Here is a 15878-nt window from a genome sequence, read left to right as displayed (position 1 = left end):
TTTAGGGCTGGCGCGCTTTGTCGAAGGCTTTATCGAAGGTGATCAAGTCACGCAAGCAAAGTCACGCAAGCGGCCTGAAGCAGCGGAACAGATCGCGGCATCGCGGAACGGGTGCTTAGCTCAGTTGGTAGAGCGGCGCCCTTACAAGGCGTAGGTCGGGAGTTCGAGCCTCTCAGCACCCACCAGTTCTGCATGCGCGCATCGGTCAAGGAGTGGTAGTTCAGTCGGTTAGAATACCGGCCTGTCACGCCGGGGGTCGCGGGTTCGAGTCCCGTCCACTCCGCCAGTCTCTTCGAAAGGCGAACTCCGGTTCGCCTTTTTTATTGCCCGCTGATGTAATATCGGGCGTTCCGTTTTTGGCATCCTTCACGCATGCTCGACTTCTTCCGCAATCACAAACGCCTGATGATGTTCATGCTGGTGCTCGTCATCGTGCCGGGGCTGGGCTTCATCGGTATTCAGGGCTTTCGCGGTTTCTTCGACGAAAGCGCCAACGTCGCGAGCGTCAACGGGCAGAAGATCACCCGCGTCGAATACGACGACGCGATGCGCCAGCAGCTCGACCGCGCGCGTCAGTTGCTGGGCGGCCAGTTCGACGTGAAGCTGTTCGACACGCCGGAGCGTCGCAAGGAACTGCTCGACAGCCTGATCCAGCAGCGTGTGCTGGCCGGCGAAACCGAGCGTCTCCATCTGACCGCCTCCGACGCGGCGGTGCGCCGCGCGCTGCTGAGCGACCCGGTGATCGCATCGCTGAGGAGGCCTGACGGCTCGATCGACCTCGACCGCTACAAGCAGTTGCTTGCGATGCAGGGCATGACGCCCGACCAGTACGACCAGCGCATGCGCTACACGCTCGCCATGCAGCAGTTGCCGGCCAGCATCGAAGACAGCGCGTTTACGCCGAAGTCGCTTGCGCTGCATCTGAGCGAGCTCGTCGAGCAGCAGCGCGAGGTGCAGGCACTGACGTTCAACCCGCACGATTACGCGGCGAAGGTGCAGCCCACCGACGCGCAGATCCAGGCGTACTACGCGGCGCACCCCGATGAATTCCGCACGCCCGCAACCGCGACGATCCAGTATCTCGTGCTGGCGCCGGAGACGCTCGCGGCCAACCTCCAGCCGACCGACGCGCAACTCAAGCAGTACTACAGCGACAACCTCGCGAGCTTCCAGAGCAAGCCGCAGATGCGCGCGAGCCTGATCCTCGTGTCGGTCGCGCCGGGCGCGAGCGCCGCGGACAAGGAAAAGGCGAAACAGAAGGCCGATGCGCTGCTCGCCCAGGTGAAGGCGCGTCCGGACGACTTCGCGAAAATCGCGCAGCAAAGCTCGGAGGATCCCGCTTCGGCGTCGAAGGGCGGCGATCTCGGCTACTTCAGCCCGGGCATGATGGCGGGCGGCCAGGCGTTCGACGAGGCGGCGTTCAAGCTGAAGAAGGGCGAAATCAGCGACGTCATCCCCACCGACGTGGGCGACCTGATCCTGAAGGCGACCGACGTGAAGCCGCCGGTGACGCAGCCGTTCGATTCGGTGAAGGACACGATCGCGAAGGATCTGAAATCCCAGCAGGCCGCGAAGGCATTCAACGACGATTCGGATGGATTCTCGTCGGTCGTCTACGAGAAGTCGAAGAGCCTGCAGCCGGCCGCCGACAAGTACAAGCTGCAGATCCAGACCGCCACGGTGACGCCGGAGCCGAACCCCGCGCTCGGGGCGGCCAGTCCGTTGAACAATCCGAAGTTCCTTGCCGCCGTGTTCGCCAACGATTCGATCGCCGCGCACAACAACACGCAGGCCATCGACGTCGGCAACAATACGCTGATTTCTGCGCATGTGACCGAGTACAAGCCGGCCGCCGTACCGGCGCTCGATACGATCAAGGACGCGGTGCGGCAGAAGGTCGTTGCGCAACAGGCAGACGAACTCGCGCACAAGGACGGCGAAGCGAAGCTGGCCAGCTTGCAGAAGTCGGATGCGACGACGGGCTTTGCGGCCGCGGTGAAGGTGTCGCGCGACGATCCGCAAGGGGTGCCGCCGGTCGCGCTGAGCGCAATTTACAAGGTCGATGGGAAAAAGCTGCCGGCCTATGTCGGCGTCGATCTCGGCAACGACGGCTATGCGATCTATCGTGTGAATGCCGTGCTGCCGCCGGCGCCGGTCGATGCGCAGCGGCTGGCTGCTGCGCAGCAGCAACTCGCGAGCGTCGAGGCGCAATCGGATCTGGCCGCGTACATCGACGCGCTGCGCGCGCGCTCGGACGTCAAGTTCTACGGCTCGCTCGGCAGCGGGCAGGGGAACGGGCAGTAGTTCTGCGCGGGTGGATCGCGCTTCGACAAAAAAACCCCGCTCAGGCGGGGTTTTTTGTCAGGGTGCGCGGGCGAGCGGCCCGCTGACCCTCAGGTTACAAAATGAGTTTGCAAACTGAGTTTTCAAACTGAGCGGGCAAGAGCGACGGACTTCAACAGGCCGACCGGCAATTCGCCGCAACCAGCCGCGATCAGCCAGTCGCTACCCCGCATGTTCACAGGCATGCAGTGATTGCGCCGGTCGCATCGCTGCCGGTGGTGGCGCCATTCGAGCGGAAACCGACCCATGTGCCGGTTCCGCGGTAGTTCGGCCGCACCACGGCCGCCGCGCCGTTCGGCGGCTGCTGGCCGGGCACGTAGACGTCCATGGCCATCCCGTGGGCGAGTTCGTTCTGCGAGATAACCTGTTGTTGCGAACTGTCCGCCCACTTCTGCGCGATGCACTGCGCAACCGTATCGGGCGGCTGCTGGCTTTGCCCGACGGATTGCACCGGCGACTGGGCGGCGCAGGCGGACAAGGACACGATCAATGCGGCAAGCGGTAAGTATTTCACGTTACCTCCTCACAAATGGGCTCGCGATCGAGCGAAAGGGCGCAGCGGGCAAATGTGCCGGAACGACGCGCGCCGGGCGCATTCCTCCGCGCCCGCAGCTCGATGCAAACGGTGTGTCAGTGGGAGGAATGCGTGTGCAGCAGTGGCCTCAGCGTGGGCCACACGTTGCCAAGTAGCAGGGGCTGTGCCTGCTGCGTGGGATGGATCTGGTCGGCCTGGAACATCGCGGGCTTGTCGGCCATGCCGGCGAGCAGGAACGGCACGAGCCGCACGCGGAACTCGTTCGCCAGTTCGCCGTACATGCTGTAGAACTTCTGCGTGTAGTCGGGGCCGTAGTTCGGCGGCACCTTCATGCCGATCAGCACGACGCGCGCATGGCCCTGCTGCGCGAGCTCGATCATCGTGCGCAGATTGTCGCGGGTGGTGGCAAGCGGCACGCCGCGCAGCGCATCGTTGCCGCCAAGCTCGACGATCACGATGCTCGGCTTGAGCCGGTCCATCAGCTCGGGCATCCGCGCGCGTCCGCCGCTGGTCGTGTCGCCGCTGATGCTGGCATTCGCAACGCTATAATCAAGCCCATCTTTCGCGAGACGCTGACGCATCAGTTCGACCCAGCCGGTATTGTGCGGCAGGCCGTACTCGGCGGAGAGGCTGTCGCCCAGCACGACGATCACGGGCCGCTCTGCCTCGGGCGGTGTGGCGGCATGCGCGGCAAGCGGTGCGGCCATCACGAGCACGGCCAGTCCGGCCGACGCACCGAGTGCCGTTGCGCACTCTTTCAACTTGCGCGTGACCATGCAAAAGAACACTGATCCAGTCATCGAAGTGCAGGGGTTGTGTAAGACGGTTAAGGATGCCACGGGCGAACTGACGATCCTCGATCATATCGATCTTTCGATCAGTCGCGGCAGCCGTGTAGCGATAGTGGGCGCATCGGGCTCGGGAAAATCGACGCTGCTCGGTCTGCTCGCCGGGTTGGACAGCGCGACCTCGGGCTCGGTTCGCCTGCTCGGGCGCGAGCTGGGCGCGCTAAACGAGGATGAGCGCGCCGCGTTGCGCAACGGCTCGGTCGGCTTCGTGTTCCAGTCGTTCCAGTTGATGCCGCACCTGAACGCGCTCGAGAACGTGATGCTGCCGCTCGAACTGCAGGCCGGCATGACGCCGCGCGAAGCGGCGGCGCGCGGGCGCGACCTGCTGGAGAAGGTCGGGCTCGGCAAACGCATGCGGCATTATCCGAAGCTGCTGTCGGGGGGCGAGCAGCAGCGCGTCGCGCTCGCGCGCGCGTTCGTCACGCATCCGCAGATTCTCTTTGCGGACGAACCGACCGGCAGCCTCGATGCGGCCACCGGCCACGCGGTGATCGACCTGATGTTCGAGATGAACCGGGCGAACGGCGCGACGTTGATCCTCGTCACGCACGACGCGGAACTGGCGCGCCGCTGCGACCGCACCGTGACGATCGATGCCGGCCGGCTGGTCGAGGCGTCCGGCGCCGCGCCGCGCGATGCGGCGCAGGGCTAGATGCGCCGCGAACCGGGGCGGCCCGCGGTGCCTGCCATCGCAAAGCGAGCCATCGCAGTGCCTGCCATCGCAGTGCCCGCCGGGCGAAGTCAGCGGCGCAGCGCCGCGCGCGCGCGCGCGATCAGCGCGGAAGTCGACGAATCGTGCCGCGCGGCATCGACGTTCGCCGCGTTCAGATCGGCCTCGACGACCTTGCCGAGAATCTTGCCGAGCTCGACACCCCACTGATCGAACGGATTGATGTTCCACACCGACGCCTGCACCAGCACCTTGTGCTCGTACAGCGCGATCAGCGCACCGAGCGAGCGCGCGCCCAGCGCATCGACGAGCAGCGTGGTGGTCGGCCGGTTGCCGGGAAACACGAGGTGCGGCGCGAGCTCGGGCTTGTCCGGGCCGGCGACCTTCTTCGCCTCGTCGAGCGTGCGGCCGAGCATCAGCGCCTCGCTTTGCGCAAAGCAGTTCGCCAGCAGCTTCGGGTGATGGCTCACGAGCGGATGCTCGGGCGTGAGCACCGCGACGAAGTCGATCGGCACGATCGTCGGCCCCTGGTGCAGCATCTGGAAGAACGCGTGCTGACCGTTCGTGCCGGGTTCGCCCCACGTGACCGCGGAGGTCGGATAGTCGACCATCGCGCCGTCGAGCCGGGCGGACTTGCCGTTGCTCTCCATTTCGAGCTGTTGCAGATACGACGGCAGATAGTGCAGCGCCTCCGAATACGGCGCGACGAGATAGCTCTGCGAGCCGAAGAAGTTGCGGTACCAGATGCCGATCATGCCGAGCAGCACCGGCAGGTTGCGCTCGAGCGGCGCGGTGCGGAAATGCTGGTCCATCTCGTGCGCGCCGGCCAGCAGTTCGTCGAACTGCTGCGGCCCGATCGAGAGCATGATCGACAGGCCGACCGCCGACCACAGCGAGTAGCGTCCGCCGACCCAGTCCCACATCTCGAACACGTTGTCTCGCGCGATGCCGAAGCGCACCACTTCTTCGGGATTGGCCGACACGCCGACGAAGTGCTTCGCGAGCGCGTCTTCGGGGCAGCCCTGCTGGAGGAACCAGTCGCGCATCGAGTGCGCATTGGTCATCGTTTCGAGTGTCGTGAACGTCTTCGAGACGACGATCGCCAGCGTTTCCTGCGGATCGATCTGCTGCAGCACGCGGTACAGGTCCGCGCCGTCGACGTTCGACACGAAGTGGCACGCGAGCTCGGGGGTGGCGAGGTGGTGCAGCGCATGCACGACCATCTTCGGCCCGAGGTCCGAGCCGCCGATGCCGATGTTCACCACATGGCGGATCCGCTTGCCGGTATAGCCGGTCCATGCGCCGCTGCGCACCTTGTCGGCGAACGCGGCCATCTTCGCGCGCTCCGCGACGACCTGCGCGTGAAACGGCGCGTCCTGCTCGCTCGCGCGCAACGCGGTGTGCAGCGCCGCGCGGCCTTCGGTGGGATTGACGACGTCGCCGGCGAACATCGCATCGCGGCGCCGCTCGACGCCCGCCTCCCGCGCGAGTTGCACAAGCAGCGCGAGCGTGGCATCGGTGATGCGGTTTTTCGAGAAGTCGGCGGCGAGGCCGCCGCCGGAAAACGTGAAGCGTTCGGCGCGGGTCGGGGCGGGATCGTTCGCCGGGGCGAACCAGTCGCGCATGTGCGCATCGCGAATCTGTTCGTAATGGGCTTGCAGCGAGGACCAGGCAGTCAACGAGTTCAACGTCATGATCGTCCGTCTAACGAAGGGGCACGAATGAAAGGCCGTGCGCAGGGCGCAGCCGGGGAGCGGTTCGGGCGCGCCGCCCGGGGCGGGTTCGCGGGGAACCCGGCGAGGCGGCGCAGTCGATCGGCGCGGCGAACCCGCGCCGTGGTCCAGTATAGCCGCCCCGGGCGAAAGCGGGCAGGGCGCGGGCGGTGCGGCGCGCGCACGGTGCGATCGGTGCGATCGGTGCGATCGGTGCGCCGAGTTCGCTCAGTTCGCTCAGTTCGCTCAGTTCGCTCAGTTCGCTCAGTTCGCTCAGTCCGCTCAGTCCGCTCAGTCCGCTCAGTCCGCTCAGTCCGCTCAGTCCGCCGAGTCCGCCGAGTCCGCCGAGTCCGCCGAGTCCGCCGAGTCCGCCGAGTCCGCCGAGTTCGCTCAGCACAAGCGCCACGCATCAGCCACGCGGCGCGTAGCCGATCCGGTTCAGCAGCGTGCGCACCGTCGGGGCGAGCTCGCCCGCGGTGAGGCCGGCCGGCCCGTCGCCGCGCGCGGTGAGCGTATCGGCGGCGAGGCCGTGCAGGTAGACGCCCGCCAGCGCGGCCTCATAGGGCGGCAGCCGTTGTGCGAGCAGCGCGCCGATCAGGCCGCCGAGCACGTCGCCGGTGCCGCCCGTCGCGAGCGCGGCATTGCCGGTCGGATTGACTGCGCGACGGCCGTCCGGCGCGGCAACGACGGTGCCGGCGCCTTTCAGCACGATCACCGCGGCGAACCGGGCAGCGAGCGCGCGCGCGGCGCCGAGCCGGTCGCGCTGGATGGCCGCCGTATCGCAGCCGGCCAGCCGCGCGGCTTCGAGCGGATGCGGCGTGAGCACACACGGCGTGCCGGCAGCGCCGCGCGCGGCAACCTGCGCGCCGAGCGCCGGCTGGGCTGCGAGCAGGTTCAGCGCATCCGCGTCGAGCAGGGTCGGCAGGCCGGTTGCCAGCGCGTCTTCGAGCGCCTTGCTCGCGCGTGCCGCGCTCCCCATCCCGCAGCCGAGTGCGAGCGCATCCATCTGGTCGAGCGGCAACGTGTCGAGCGCGTGCAGCATCAGTTCGGGGTAAGGCGGATCGTAGGGCGGTGCGCCCGCGCCGAGCAGCGCGACGTGGACCTTGCCGGCGCCCGCATGGAGCGCCGCGCGCGCCGCGAGGATCGGCGCGCCGCACATGCCGGTTGCGCCGCCGACGACGGCGAGGCTGCCGAACGTGCCCTTGTGCGTCGAGAAATCGCGCGGCGGCAGGTGCGGGACGAACAGCGCCGGCGCGTTCAGCCGCGCGCCGCGGTGTGCGCCGGTATCGACACCGAGCGGCGCAAGCGTGACCGCGCCCGCACAATCGCGGCCCGCGCCCATGAAGAGCCCCGGCTTCGCCGCAATGAACGTCACCGTGTGCGAGGCGCGCACCGCGACGCCGGCGCCGACCGCCTGTCCGGTATCGCTGTCGAGCCCGCTCGGCACGTCGAGCGCGAGCACGCGGCCGGCCGCCCCGGCGCGCCGCGACAGGTGCGCGGCCAGTTCGGCGAACACGCCGTCGAGCGGCCGGGCGAGGCCGATGCCGAACAGCCCGTCGACGAGCCAGCCGTAGTCCGCCAGCGCCGCAAACGATGCGGGCGGCGCCGCATGAATTGCGACGCCGGCCGCGCGGGCCTCGCCGAGCGCCCAGCGCGCGTCGTCCGGCTTGACCTCGACCGGCATGCACGCGTCCACCGCAAAGCCGGCGCGCCGCAGCCCGGCGGCGACCGCGAGCGCGTCGCCGCCATTGTTGCCGGGGCCGACCGCGATCCATACCGGCCGCGTGTCGCCGGCGGCGCGCTCGTGCGCGAGCCGCGCACACAGCCAGCCGGTCGCCGCGGCGCCTGCGCGGGCCATCAGCGTATGCGCGGGCAGCGCGCGCGCGGCGCCGGTCTCGGCCGCGCGCAGCTCGGCGACGCTCAGCAAGGCGAGCGCCCGGTCAAGGGGATCGATCAGGGTGTCGTGGGCAAGGGCTGAGGTCATGGCGGCGGGCGCAAGCGAGGGTGGACAGAACGGACGGGCGTCATACCGCACATGGTAGTGCGAACCGGCGCATAGGCTGTTGTGCCGGAGCGCCGGAGCGCCGGAGCGCCGGAGCGCCGGAGCGCCGGAGCGCAGCAACGCAGCAACGCAGCAACTCAGCAACTCAGCAACTCAGCAACACCGTCGTCACTTCGCGGCGCGCTCGCGCCGAAGCCGGCCGGCGCGTGCCCGTCGGCGTCGGCGGCGATCGCTGCGTCAGTGCCCGAAGCGCTCCGGGCGCAGCGCGGCGAGCGTGTCGGCGGGCAGATCGGGCGCGGCGCCGCCGATCAGTTCCGCGATCAGCTGGCCCGCGCCGCACGCGAGCCCCCAGCCGGCCGGCCCGTGGCCGAGGTTGACGAACAGGCGCGGGTGCAGCGCGTTGCCGACGCACGGCAGGCCGTCGGGCGAGAGCAGCTTCACGCCCTCCCAGGACAGCGCGGCGGACATCTTCGCCGCGCCGGGAATCCAGTCGTGCGTTGCCTGGCCGAGCAACGCGAGCGCGTCCTGCGCAAGCGGCGCGGCGAGCGGCTTGCCGACCTGCGCGACCGGTTGCAGCACGGCGCCGCCGGCAATGCGCAGCCGGTGATTCATCCGCGTGATCGTGATGCGCTTGACCGCGTCCACGACGCTCATGTGCGGCGCGCATTCCTCGTGGGCAATCGGCGTGGCGAGCGCGTGCAGCCGCAGCGGATGCAGCGGCAGTTTCAGCCCGAGCCGCTCGACGAGCGGCAGCGACCCGCTGCCGGCCGCGACCACGACCGCATCGGCGTGGATCACGTCGACTTCGCGCGACGACGCGCGCTCGCCTTCGCGCGGCGCAAGCTCCACCGACGCGCGCGCGCTGTCGAGCCGGATCGCCTCGACCTCGCGGTTCACGACGAACGTGACGTCGCCGAGCGAGTCGAGCACCTGTTTCACGAGCTTCGCGAACAGCGGGCAGTTCGCGGTGCGCTCGTGCTCGAACAGCACGCCGCCGGCAAACGGCGGCTCGATCGGCACCGCATGCTCGCGCGCCGCGCACTCGGCGGGCGTCAGCACGTGATGCGGCACCTCGAAGCGGCGCAGCAGGTCGAGCGCGGGCTGCGTGTGCGTCCATTCGTCGGCCGTGCGCACGAGGTACAGCAGCCCCTGCGACTGCTCGAATTCGAGCCCGAAGCGGCGCTCGATGTCGTCCATCGCATCGCGCGAACGCTCGACGAGCGGGCGCAGCAGCGCATACTGCCGGCCGAACGCGTCGGGCTCGCGCAACTGCGCGAGCCCGCGCTCGAATGCGCGCGCCGCGCGGTTAAAGCCGGTCTTGCGCAGCACGCCGCTGCGCGCGGCGGCGCGGCTGCGCATGAAGGTCGGGCCGAACCAGACGTCGAGCGGCGTCGGCAGCACGCTGCCGCCGTGGCCGTAGGTGGCGCCCTGGGCGACGGTGGCGTGACGCTCGACCACGCACACCCGGTGCCCGGCGCAACGCAGCTGATAAGCGGTGGCGACGCCCGCGATTCCGCCGCCGATGACGATGACATCCATGATTGCTTCGATTGTGCGGGGGCGCGCGCCCAGCCCGGCAGTCCCCGCCTGCGTGACATGCGGCGCGCGCTGACGAGCCGCGGCGCCGATCTGGTGAACGGCGAATGATAGCAGCCAAACCGGCCCGCTGCCGAGGCGCGGGGACGCGCGACGGGCCGCGGCGTGCCCGCGCGCGGCGTCGTCCGGGCCCGCGCGAAGCGGCCGCCGCCGGGTTTTCCCGGGGTATAATGGCGGACTTCCTGTCGCCCCACGTCGCCTGCACGCGCGGCCCGGCGACTCAACGACGCTACTGTCGACGCAACGTCAAGTCCATGGCTCACTTCTCGTGTTTCCCGGGCGCCTCGGCCCTTTCCGATTTCCGTCAAACCCGCCTGCTCGACACGCTCACGCGCATTGACGCCGGCATCACCGGCGTGCGCGGCCAGTACCTGCACTTCGTGAACGCGGGCGCGCCGCTCAGCGCCGGGGACAGCGCGAAAATCGAGGCGCTGATGCATTACGGCGATCCGTTCGCGGCGGGCAAGGAGCGCGAAAACAGCGAGACGTTCCTGGTCGTGCCGCGCTTCGGCACCGTGTCGCCGTGGGCGAGCAAGGCCACCGACATCGCGCGCCACTGCGGGCTCGCGCAGGTGCGGCGCATCGAGCGCGGCGTCGAATACACGGTGACGCTGCGCAGCGGCCTGCTCGGCGGCCGCAAGGCGCTGTCCGACGAAGCGCGCGCGGCCGTGGCCGCCGCGCTGCACGACCGCATGACCGAGAGCGTCGCGCCGTCGCGCGAGCACGCGATGCACCTGTTCGACGAACTGCCCGCGAAGCCGCTCGAAACCGTCGACGTGCTCGGGCACGGCCGCGCCGCGCTCGCCCGCGCGAACGCGGCGCTCGGCCTCGCGCTCGCGGACGACGAGATCGACTACCTCGTCGACGCGTTCACGAAGCTCGGGCGCAATCCGACCGACGTCGAGTTGATGATGTTCGCGCAGGCGAACAGCGAGCACTGCCGGCACAAGATCTTCAACGCGCAGTGGACCATCGACGGCGAGCCGCAGGACCTGTCGCTGTTCGCCATGATCCGCAACACCGAAAAGCTCAATCCGCAGGGCACGATCGTCGCGTATTCGGACAACTCCGCGATCATGGCGGGCGGCGCCGCCGAGCGCTGGTTCCCGCGCAAGCCGGGCCAGCCCGGCCACGACGGCGCGCTGGCCGAGCGCTACGGGCGTCATGTCGAGCTCACGCACACGCTGATGAAGGTCGAGACGCACAACCACCCCACCGCGATCTCGCCGTTTCCGGGCGCGGCCACCGGCGCCGGCGGCGAAATCCGCGACGAGGGCGCGACGGGCCGCGGCGCGCGGCCGAAGGCGGGCCTCGCCGGCTTCACGGTGTCGAACCTCGATCTGCCCGACGCGCGCGAGCCGTGGGAAAACGCGCGCGACGTCACGCAGCCGCTCGGGCACCGCAACCCGCAGGACGCGCACGGCACCTATGGCCGCCCGGACCGCATCGCGTCGCCGCTGCAGATCATGATCGACGGCCCGCTCGGTGGTGCCGCGTTCAACAACGAATTCGGCCGGCCGAACCTCGGCGGCTATTTCCGCGCGTACGAGCAGAACGTGAACGGCCGCGTGCGCGGCTATCACAAGCCGATCATGATCGCGGGCGGCATCGGCAACATCTCCGACCAGCACACCCACAAGCACGACCTGCCCGAAGGCTCGCTGCTGATCCAGATCGGCGGCCCCGGCATGCGCATCGGCATGGGCGGCGGCGCGGCAAGCTCGATGGCGACCGGCACCAACACCGCGGAACTCGACTTCGATTCGGTGCAGCGCGGCAACCCGGAAATCGAGCGGCGCGCGCAGGAAGTGATCAACGCGTGCTGGCAGCTCGGCGAGCGCAACCCGATCCTGAGCATTCACGACGTCGGCGCGGGCGGCCTGTCGAACGCGTTCCCCGAAGTGGTGGACGGCGCCGGCAAGGGCGCGGTGTTCGAGTTGCGCAAGATCGCGCTCGAAGAAAGCGGCCTGTCGCCGCGCGAAATCTGGTCGAACGAGGCGCAGGAGCGCTACGTGCTCGCGATCGCGCCGGCCGACCTCGATGCGTTCGACGCGATCTGCGCGCGCGAGCGCTGCCCGTTTGCCGTGATCGGCACCGCGACCACCGGGCGTCAGCTGAAACTGCTCGACGCGGATCTGCGCGACCCGAACGCGCATCAGCCGGTCGACATGCCGATGGACGTGCTGCTCGGCAAGCCGCCGCGCATGCATCGCGACGTCGCGCGCGTGTCCACCGCGCTGCCGGCGGTCGACGTGACGGGCATCGTGCTGTCGGAGGCGGCGACGAGCGTGCTGCGGCATCCGACGGTCGCGAACAAGTCGTTTCTGATCACGATCGGCGACCGCTCGGTCGGCGGCACGACCGCGCGCGACCAGATGGTCGGGCCGTGGCAGGTGCCGGTGGCCGACGTCGCGATCACGACGGTGGACTATGCAGGCTACCGCGGCGAAGCGATGACGATGGCCGAGCGTACGCCGCTCGCGGTGATCGACGCGCCGGCCTCGGGCCGCATGGCGGTCGGCGAGGCGATCACGAACATCGCCGCGGCGCCGATCGCGTCGCTCGACCAGCTCAAGCTGTCGGCCAACTGGATGGCCGCCTGCGGCAGCCCCGGCGAGGACGCGGCGCTGTTCGACACGGTGAAGGCGATCGGCATGGAACTGTGTCCGGCGCTCGGCATCGGCATTCCGGTCGGCAAGGATTCGCTGTCGATGCGCACGCGCTGGGACGAGCAGGGTGTCGCGAAGGAAGTGGTGGCGCCGGTGTCGCTGATCATCTCCGCGTTCGCGCCGGTCGACGACGTGCGCGGCCACCTGAGCCCGCAACTGCGCCGCCCGGACGAGGCCGGCGACTCGGTGCTGATCGCGATCGACCTCGGCCGCGGCCGCCACCGCCTCGGCGGCAGCATTCTCGCGCAGGTCACCCAGCAGGTCGGCAACGCCGTGCCGGACGTCGACGATCCGGAAGACCTGAAGCGCTTTTTCGCCGCAATCCAGGCGCTGAATCGCGCCGGCCGGCTGCTCGCGTACCACGACCGCTCGGACGGCGGCCTGTGGGCGACGGTCTGCGAAATGGCGTTCGCGGGTCACGTCGGCGTGTCGCTGAACGTCGACATGCTGACGCTCGACGCGCAGCACGAGTTCGATTACGGCGACGCGAAGGACTGGGCGAAGCAGACGAGCGGCCGCCGCGAAGACCGCACGATCCGCGCGCTGTTCAACGAGGAGCTGGGCGCGGTGATCCAGGTGCGCGCGCACGAGCGCGACGCGGTGCTCGCGGCGCTGCGCGAGCACGGGCTGTCGGCCTGTTCGCACGTGATCGGCAAGCTCAACGGGCACGACACGATCGAGATCTATCGCGATGCGAGGAAGATCTACGAAGCGCCGCGCGTCGATCTGCAGCGCGCGTGGAGCGAGGTGAGCTGGCGCATTTCGCGCCTGCGCGACAACCCGGCCTGCGCGGACGCCGAATACGACGCGCTGCTCGACACGGCCGATCCGGGTATCGCGCCGCATCTGAGCTTCGATCCGGCGCACGACGTCGCGGCGCCGTACATCGGCAAGGGCGCGCGGCCGCGGGTCGCGATCCTGCGCGAGCAGGGCGTGAATTCGCACCTCGAAACCGCCTACGCATTCGATCGCGCCGGCTTCGACGCGTACGACGTGCACATGAGCGACCTGCTCGCCGGGCGCGCGACGCTCGCCGACTTCGCCGGAGCGGTCGCGTGCGGCGGCTTCTCGTATGGCGACGTGCTCGGGGCCGGCGAAGGGTGGGCGAAAACGATTCGCTTCAACGCGCAGCTGGCCGACATGTTCGCTGCGTTCTTCGGCCGCGCGGATACGTTCGCGCTCGGCATCTGCAATGGCTGCCAGATGATGAGCAGCCTCGCGTCGATGATCCCCGGCGCCGACGCGTGGCCGAAGTTCACGCGCAACAAGTCGGAGAAGTTCGAAGCGCGGTTTTCGCTGGTCGAAGTGCAGGCGTCGCCGTCGATCTTCTTCAGCGGCATGGAAGGTTCGCGCATCCCGGTCGCGGTTGCGCACGGCGAAGGCTATGCCGATTTCTCGCAGCAGGGCGATGCGGCGCGTGCGCACGTTGCGATGCGCTATGTCGATCACCGCGGCCAGCCGACCGAGCAGTATCCGTTCAACCCGAACGGTTCGCCGGCCGGCATCACCTCGGTGACGACGCCGGACGGCCGCTTCACGGTGCTGATGCCGCATACGGAGCGCGTGCATCGCACCGTGCAGATGAGCTGGCATCCGGAAAGCTGGCGCGCGCACGACGGCAGCCCGTGGCTGCGCGTGTTCCAGAACGCGCGTCGCTGGCTCGGCTGACGCGGTCTTGCCGCGGCGCGGGTGCCGGCCTTTCTGGCCACGCATCCGCTGCCGCGTCCTGTGCCGGCGCATCGACCTGCGCCTGTGCCCGCCCGTGATGCGCAACAACGCAAAAAGCCGCCCGATGGGCGGCTTTTTAACGTGCCGGGCAACGCTGAAAGTGCGTCGCCACGGGGGCGGCGTTACTGAATCTTCGCCTTCTTGCGCAGGTTTTCTTCGTACGCCTGCAGTTTTTCCTGCTGCAGCTGCTGGACGATCTGCGCGCGCACCTGGTCGAGCGGCGGCGGCGCGACGTCGCGCGTACCGTCGAGGCGGATGATGTGCCAGCCGAACTGCGTGTGCACCGGCGTCTCGGTGATTTCGCCCTTCTTCAGCTTCTCGGCGGCTTCGGCGAACGCCGGCACGTAGGCGTTCGGGTCCGACCAGTCGAGGTCGCCGCCGTTCTTAGCCGAGCCCGGATCCTTCGAATACTGCTTCGCGAGGTCTTCGAAGTTCGCACCGGCATTCAGCTTCGCGATCAGGTCTTTCGCTTCCTGCTCGTTGTCCACGAGGATGTGATGCAGGTGATATTCCTTGGTGCCCGCCTGCTTCACGAGGTCGTCGTAGCGCGCCTTGATTTCCGCGTCGGTCGGCTGGTTCTTCTTCAGGTAATCCTGGATCAGCGCGCGCAGCACCACGGTCTGCTCGGCGACGGCGACCTGCGCCTTCACGTCCGGCTGGTTCGGAATGCCGAGGCGGGCCGCTTCCTGCATCAGGATCGCGCGGTTGATCAGTTCCTCGCGCACCGCCGTTTCGAGTTGCGGCGAGTCCTGCTGGCCCTGCTGGACGAGCTGCTCGATCAGTGCATCCGCACGCGCCTTCGGAATCGGCGTGCCGTTGACGACAGCGATGTTCTGGGCGAAAGCCGGCGCGGCCGCAAACGCGGCCATCAATACCCAAAGGCGGGTTTTGTTCAAGGTCATCGGAAGTTTCCTAACGGGGAAGCGAAGCGAATTCTTCGGGCGTGTACGCCGTGATGGCTAGGGCGTGAATGCCGCGCTGCATGGCATCGGCCAGCGCATCATACACTAGCCGGTGGCGCGCGACACGCGGCTTGCCGGCGAACGCGGCGGCGACGATCAGGACGCTGTAATGGCCGCCCGCGGCCGCGCCGGCGTGGCCGGCATGCTGCGCGCTGTCGTCGCGCACGCTCAGCGACTGCACCGGCGCGAGCGCGGTGCGCAGGCGTGCGTCGATCAGCGCAAGGCGCGCCGCAGGGTCGGCGGTGAGAAACACATCGCGGCTCATGTCACTCCTCTTCCTTCATGTACTTCGACAGCCACAGGCTTTGCGCGACGATGAACACGACAAGGCAGCCGGTCGAGCCGAACAGCTTGAAATTGACCCATGCATCGGTCGAGAAGTGATACGCGACAAACAGGTTGAGGATGCCGAGCAGCGCGAAGAACACCGCCCACACGACGCTCAGCTGTCCCCAGATGCGTTGCGGCAGCGTGATCTGCTTGCCCATCATCGCTTCGATCAGGTTCTTGCCGAACGCCATCTGCGAAACGATCAGGATCACCGAAAAAGCCCAGTAGAGCACCGTCGGCTTCCACTTGATGAAGGTGGCGTTGTGCAGCACGAGCGTCGCGCCGCCGAACACGGTGACGACGCCGAGACTCACCCACAGCATCGGATCGACCTTGCGGTGGCGGAACGCAACCCAGGCGATCTGCACGAGCGTGGCGACGATCGCCACCGCCGTGGCGGTGAAAATGCCCCACAGCTTGAACGCGACGAAGAACAGGATGATCGGGAACAGATCGAACAGGAATTTCATGTCGGGGCGGGGG

At 68.6% G+C, this 15878-nt stretch carries 12 protein-coding genes and 2 tRNA genes; 5 read left to right on the top strand and 9 right to left on the bottom strand.

The annotated features are described in order from the left end of the window. The first annotated feature begins 109 nt into the window (after positions 1–109). From AC3AP7_RS08630 to AC3AP7_RS08620, 3 genes are all read left to right on the top strand, one after another. Positions 110–185, top strand: a tRNA-Val gene (locus AC3AP7_RS08630). A 24-nt stretch (positions 186–209) separates the two neighbouring features. Beyond that, a tRNA-Asp gene (locus AC3AP7_RS08625) sits at positions 210–286 on the top strand. An 86-nt stretch (positions 287–372) separates the two neighbouring features. Next, entirely contained in the window at positions 373–2304 is a 1932-nt protein-coding gene (locus tag AC3AP7_RS08620) for a SurA N-terminal domain-containing protein (RefSeq protein ID WP_475763968.1), read from the top strand. A gap of 214 nt (positions 2305–2518) precedes the next feature. Here AC3AP7_RS08620 and AC3AP7_RS08615 read toward each other — a convergent pair whose 3' ends face one another. Together AC3AP7_RS08615 and AC3AP7_RS08610 are read right to left on the bottom strand one after the other, a co-directional pair. Then, on the bottom strand, positions 2519–2857 hold the full coding sequence (locus AC3AP7_RS08615; RefSeq protein ID WP_475763970.1) for a hypothetical protein: 339 nt from the start codon (positions 2855–2857) through the stop codon (positions 2519–2521). A gap of 116 nt (positions 2858–2973) precedes the next feature. Continuing rightward, entirely contained in the window at positions 2974–3654 is a 681-nt protein-coding gene (locus AC3AP7_RS08610; RefSeq protein WP_475763972.1) for an arylesterase, read from the bottom strand. On the opposite strand from AC3AP7_RS08610, the gene AC3AP7_RS08605 reads away from it, so the two are divergent. After that, a complete protein-coding gene (locus AC3AP7_RS08605; RefSeq protein WP_475768012.1) occupies positions 3584–4378 on the top strand; it encodes an ABC transporter ATP-binding protein in 795 nt (264 codons plus the stop codon). The two genes, AC3AP7_RS08610 and AC3AP7_RS08605, sit on opposite strands and share 71 nt — an antisense overlap. A gap of 89 nt (positions 4379–4467) precedes the next feature. Here the strand turns inward: AC3AP7_RS08605 and pgi are convergent, their stop codons facing one another. The 4 genes from pgi to AC3AP7_RS08585 all read right to left on the bottom strand — a co-directional run bounded on the left by pgi (position 4468) and on the right by AC3AP7_RS08585 (position 9649). Next, on the bottom strand, positions 4468–6090 hold the full coding sequence (gene pgi / locus AC3AP7_RS08600) for a glucose-6-phosphate isomerase (protein ID WP_475763974.1): 1623 nt from the start codon (positions 6088–6090) through the stop codon (positions 4468–4470). A 10-nt stretch (positions 6091–6100) separates the two neighbouring features. Beyond that, the gene (locus tag AC3AP7_RS08595; protein WP_488324822.1) at positions 6101–6505 is read right to left on the bottom strand and encodes a hypothetical protein; all 405 of its coding nucleotides are present in this window, start codon (positions 6503–6505) and stop codon (positions 6101–6103) included. Between the two features lie 12 nt (positions 6506–6517). Beyond that, positions 6518–8092, bottom strand: a complete 1575-nt coding sequence (locus AC3AP7_RS08590; RefSeq protein WP_475763978.1) for an NAD(P)H-hydrate dehydratase — start codon at positions 8090–8092, stop codon at positions 6518–6520. A gap of 255 nt (positions 8093–8347) precedes the next feature. Further along, positions 8348–9649, bottom strand: coding sequence for an FAD-dependent oxidoreductase (locus AC3AP7_RS08585; protein WP_475763980.1), 1302 nt, complete (start codon positions 9647–9649; stop codon positions 8348–8350). Between the two features lie 311 nt (positions 9650–9960). Between AC3AP7_RS08585 and purL the strand changes: the two genes are divergently transcribed. Further along, a complete protein-coding gene (gene purL / locus AC3AP7_RS08580) occupies positions 9961–14043 on the top strand; it encodes a phosphoribosylformylglycinamidine synthase (RefSeq protein WP_475763982.1) in 4083 nt (1360 codons plus the stop codon). 182 nt (positions 14044–14225) lie between these two features. On the opposite strand, the gene AC3AP7_RS08575 is transcribed toward purL, so the two are convergent. From AC3AP7_RS08575 to AC3AP7_RS08565, 3 genes are read right to left on the bottom strand one after another with little or no spacing between them, the layout of a single operon-like run. Beyond that, positions 14226–15005 carry a peptidylprolyl isomerase gene (locus AC3AP7_RS08575; RefSeq protein ID WP_475763984.1) on the bottom strand — a complete coding sequence of 260 codons (780 nt, stop codon included), beginning with the start codon at positions 15003–15005 and terminating at the stop codon, positions 14226–14228. A 10-nt stretch (positions 15006–15015) separates the two neighbouring features. After that, complete coding sequence (locus AC3AP7_RS08570) at positions 15016–15330, bottom strand: BolA family protein (protein ID WP_475763987.1); 315 nt, start codon at positions 15328–15330, stop codon at positions 15016–15018. 1 nt (position 15331) lies between these two features. Next, positions 15332–15865: a septation protein A gene (locus AC3AP7_RS08565; protein ID WP_475763989.1), complete on the bottom strand. Its 534-nt coding sequence runs from the start codon at positions 15863–15865 to the stop codon at positions 15332–15334. Between the last annotated feature and the right edge of the window lie 13 nt (positions 15866–15878).

The sequence above is a fragment of the Paraburkholderia sp. PAMB 6770 genome, assembly GCF_057748135.1.
The sequence above is the reverse complement of the archived record's forward strand: the minus strand, read 5'-3'. Positions and strand labels throughout refer to the sequence as shown.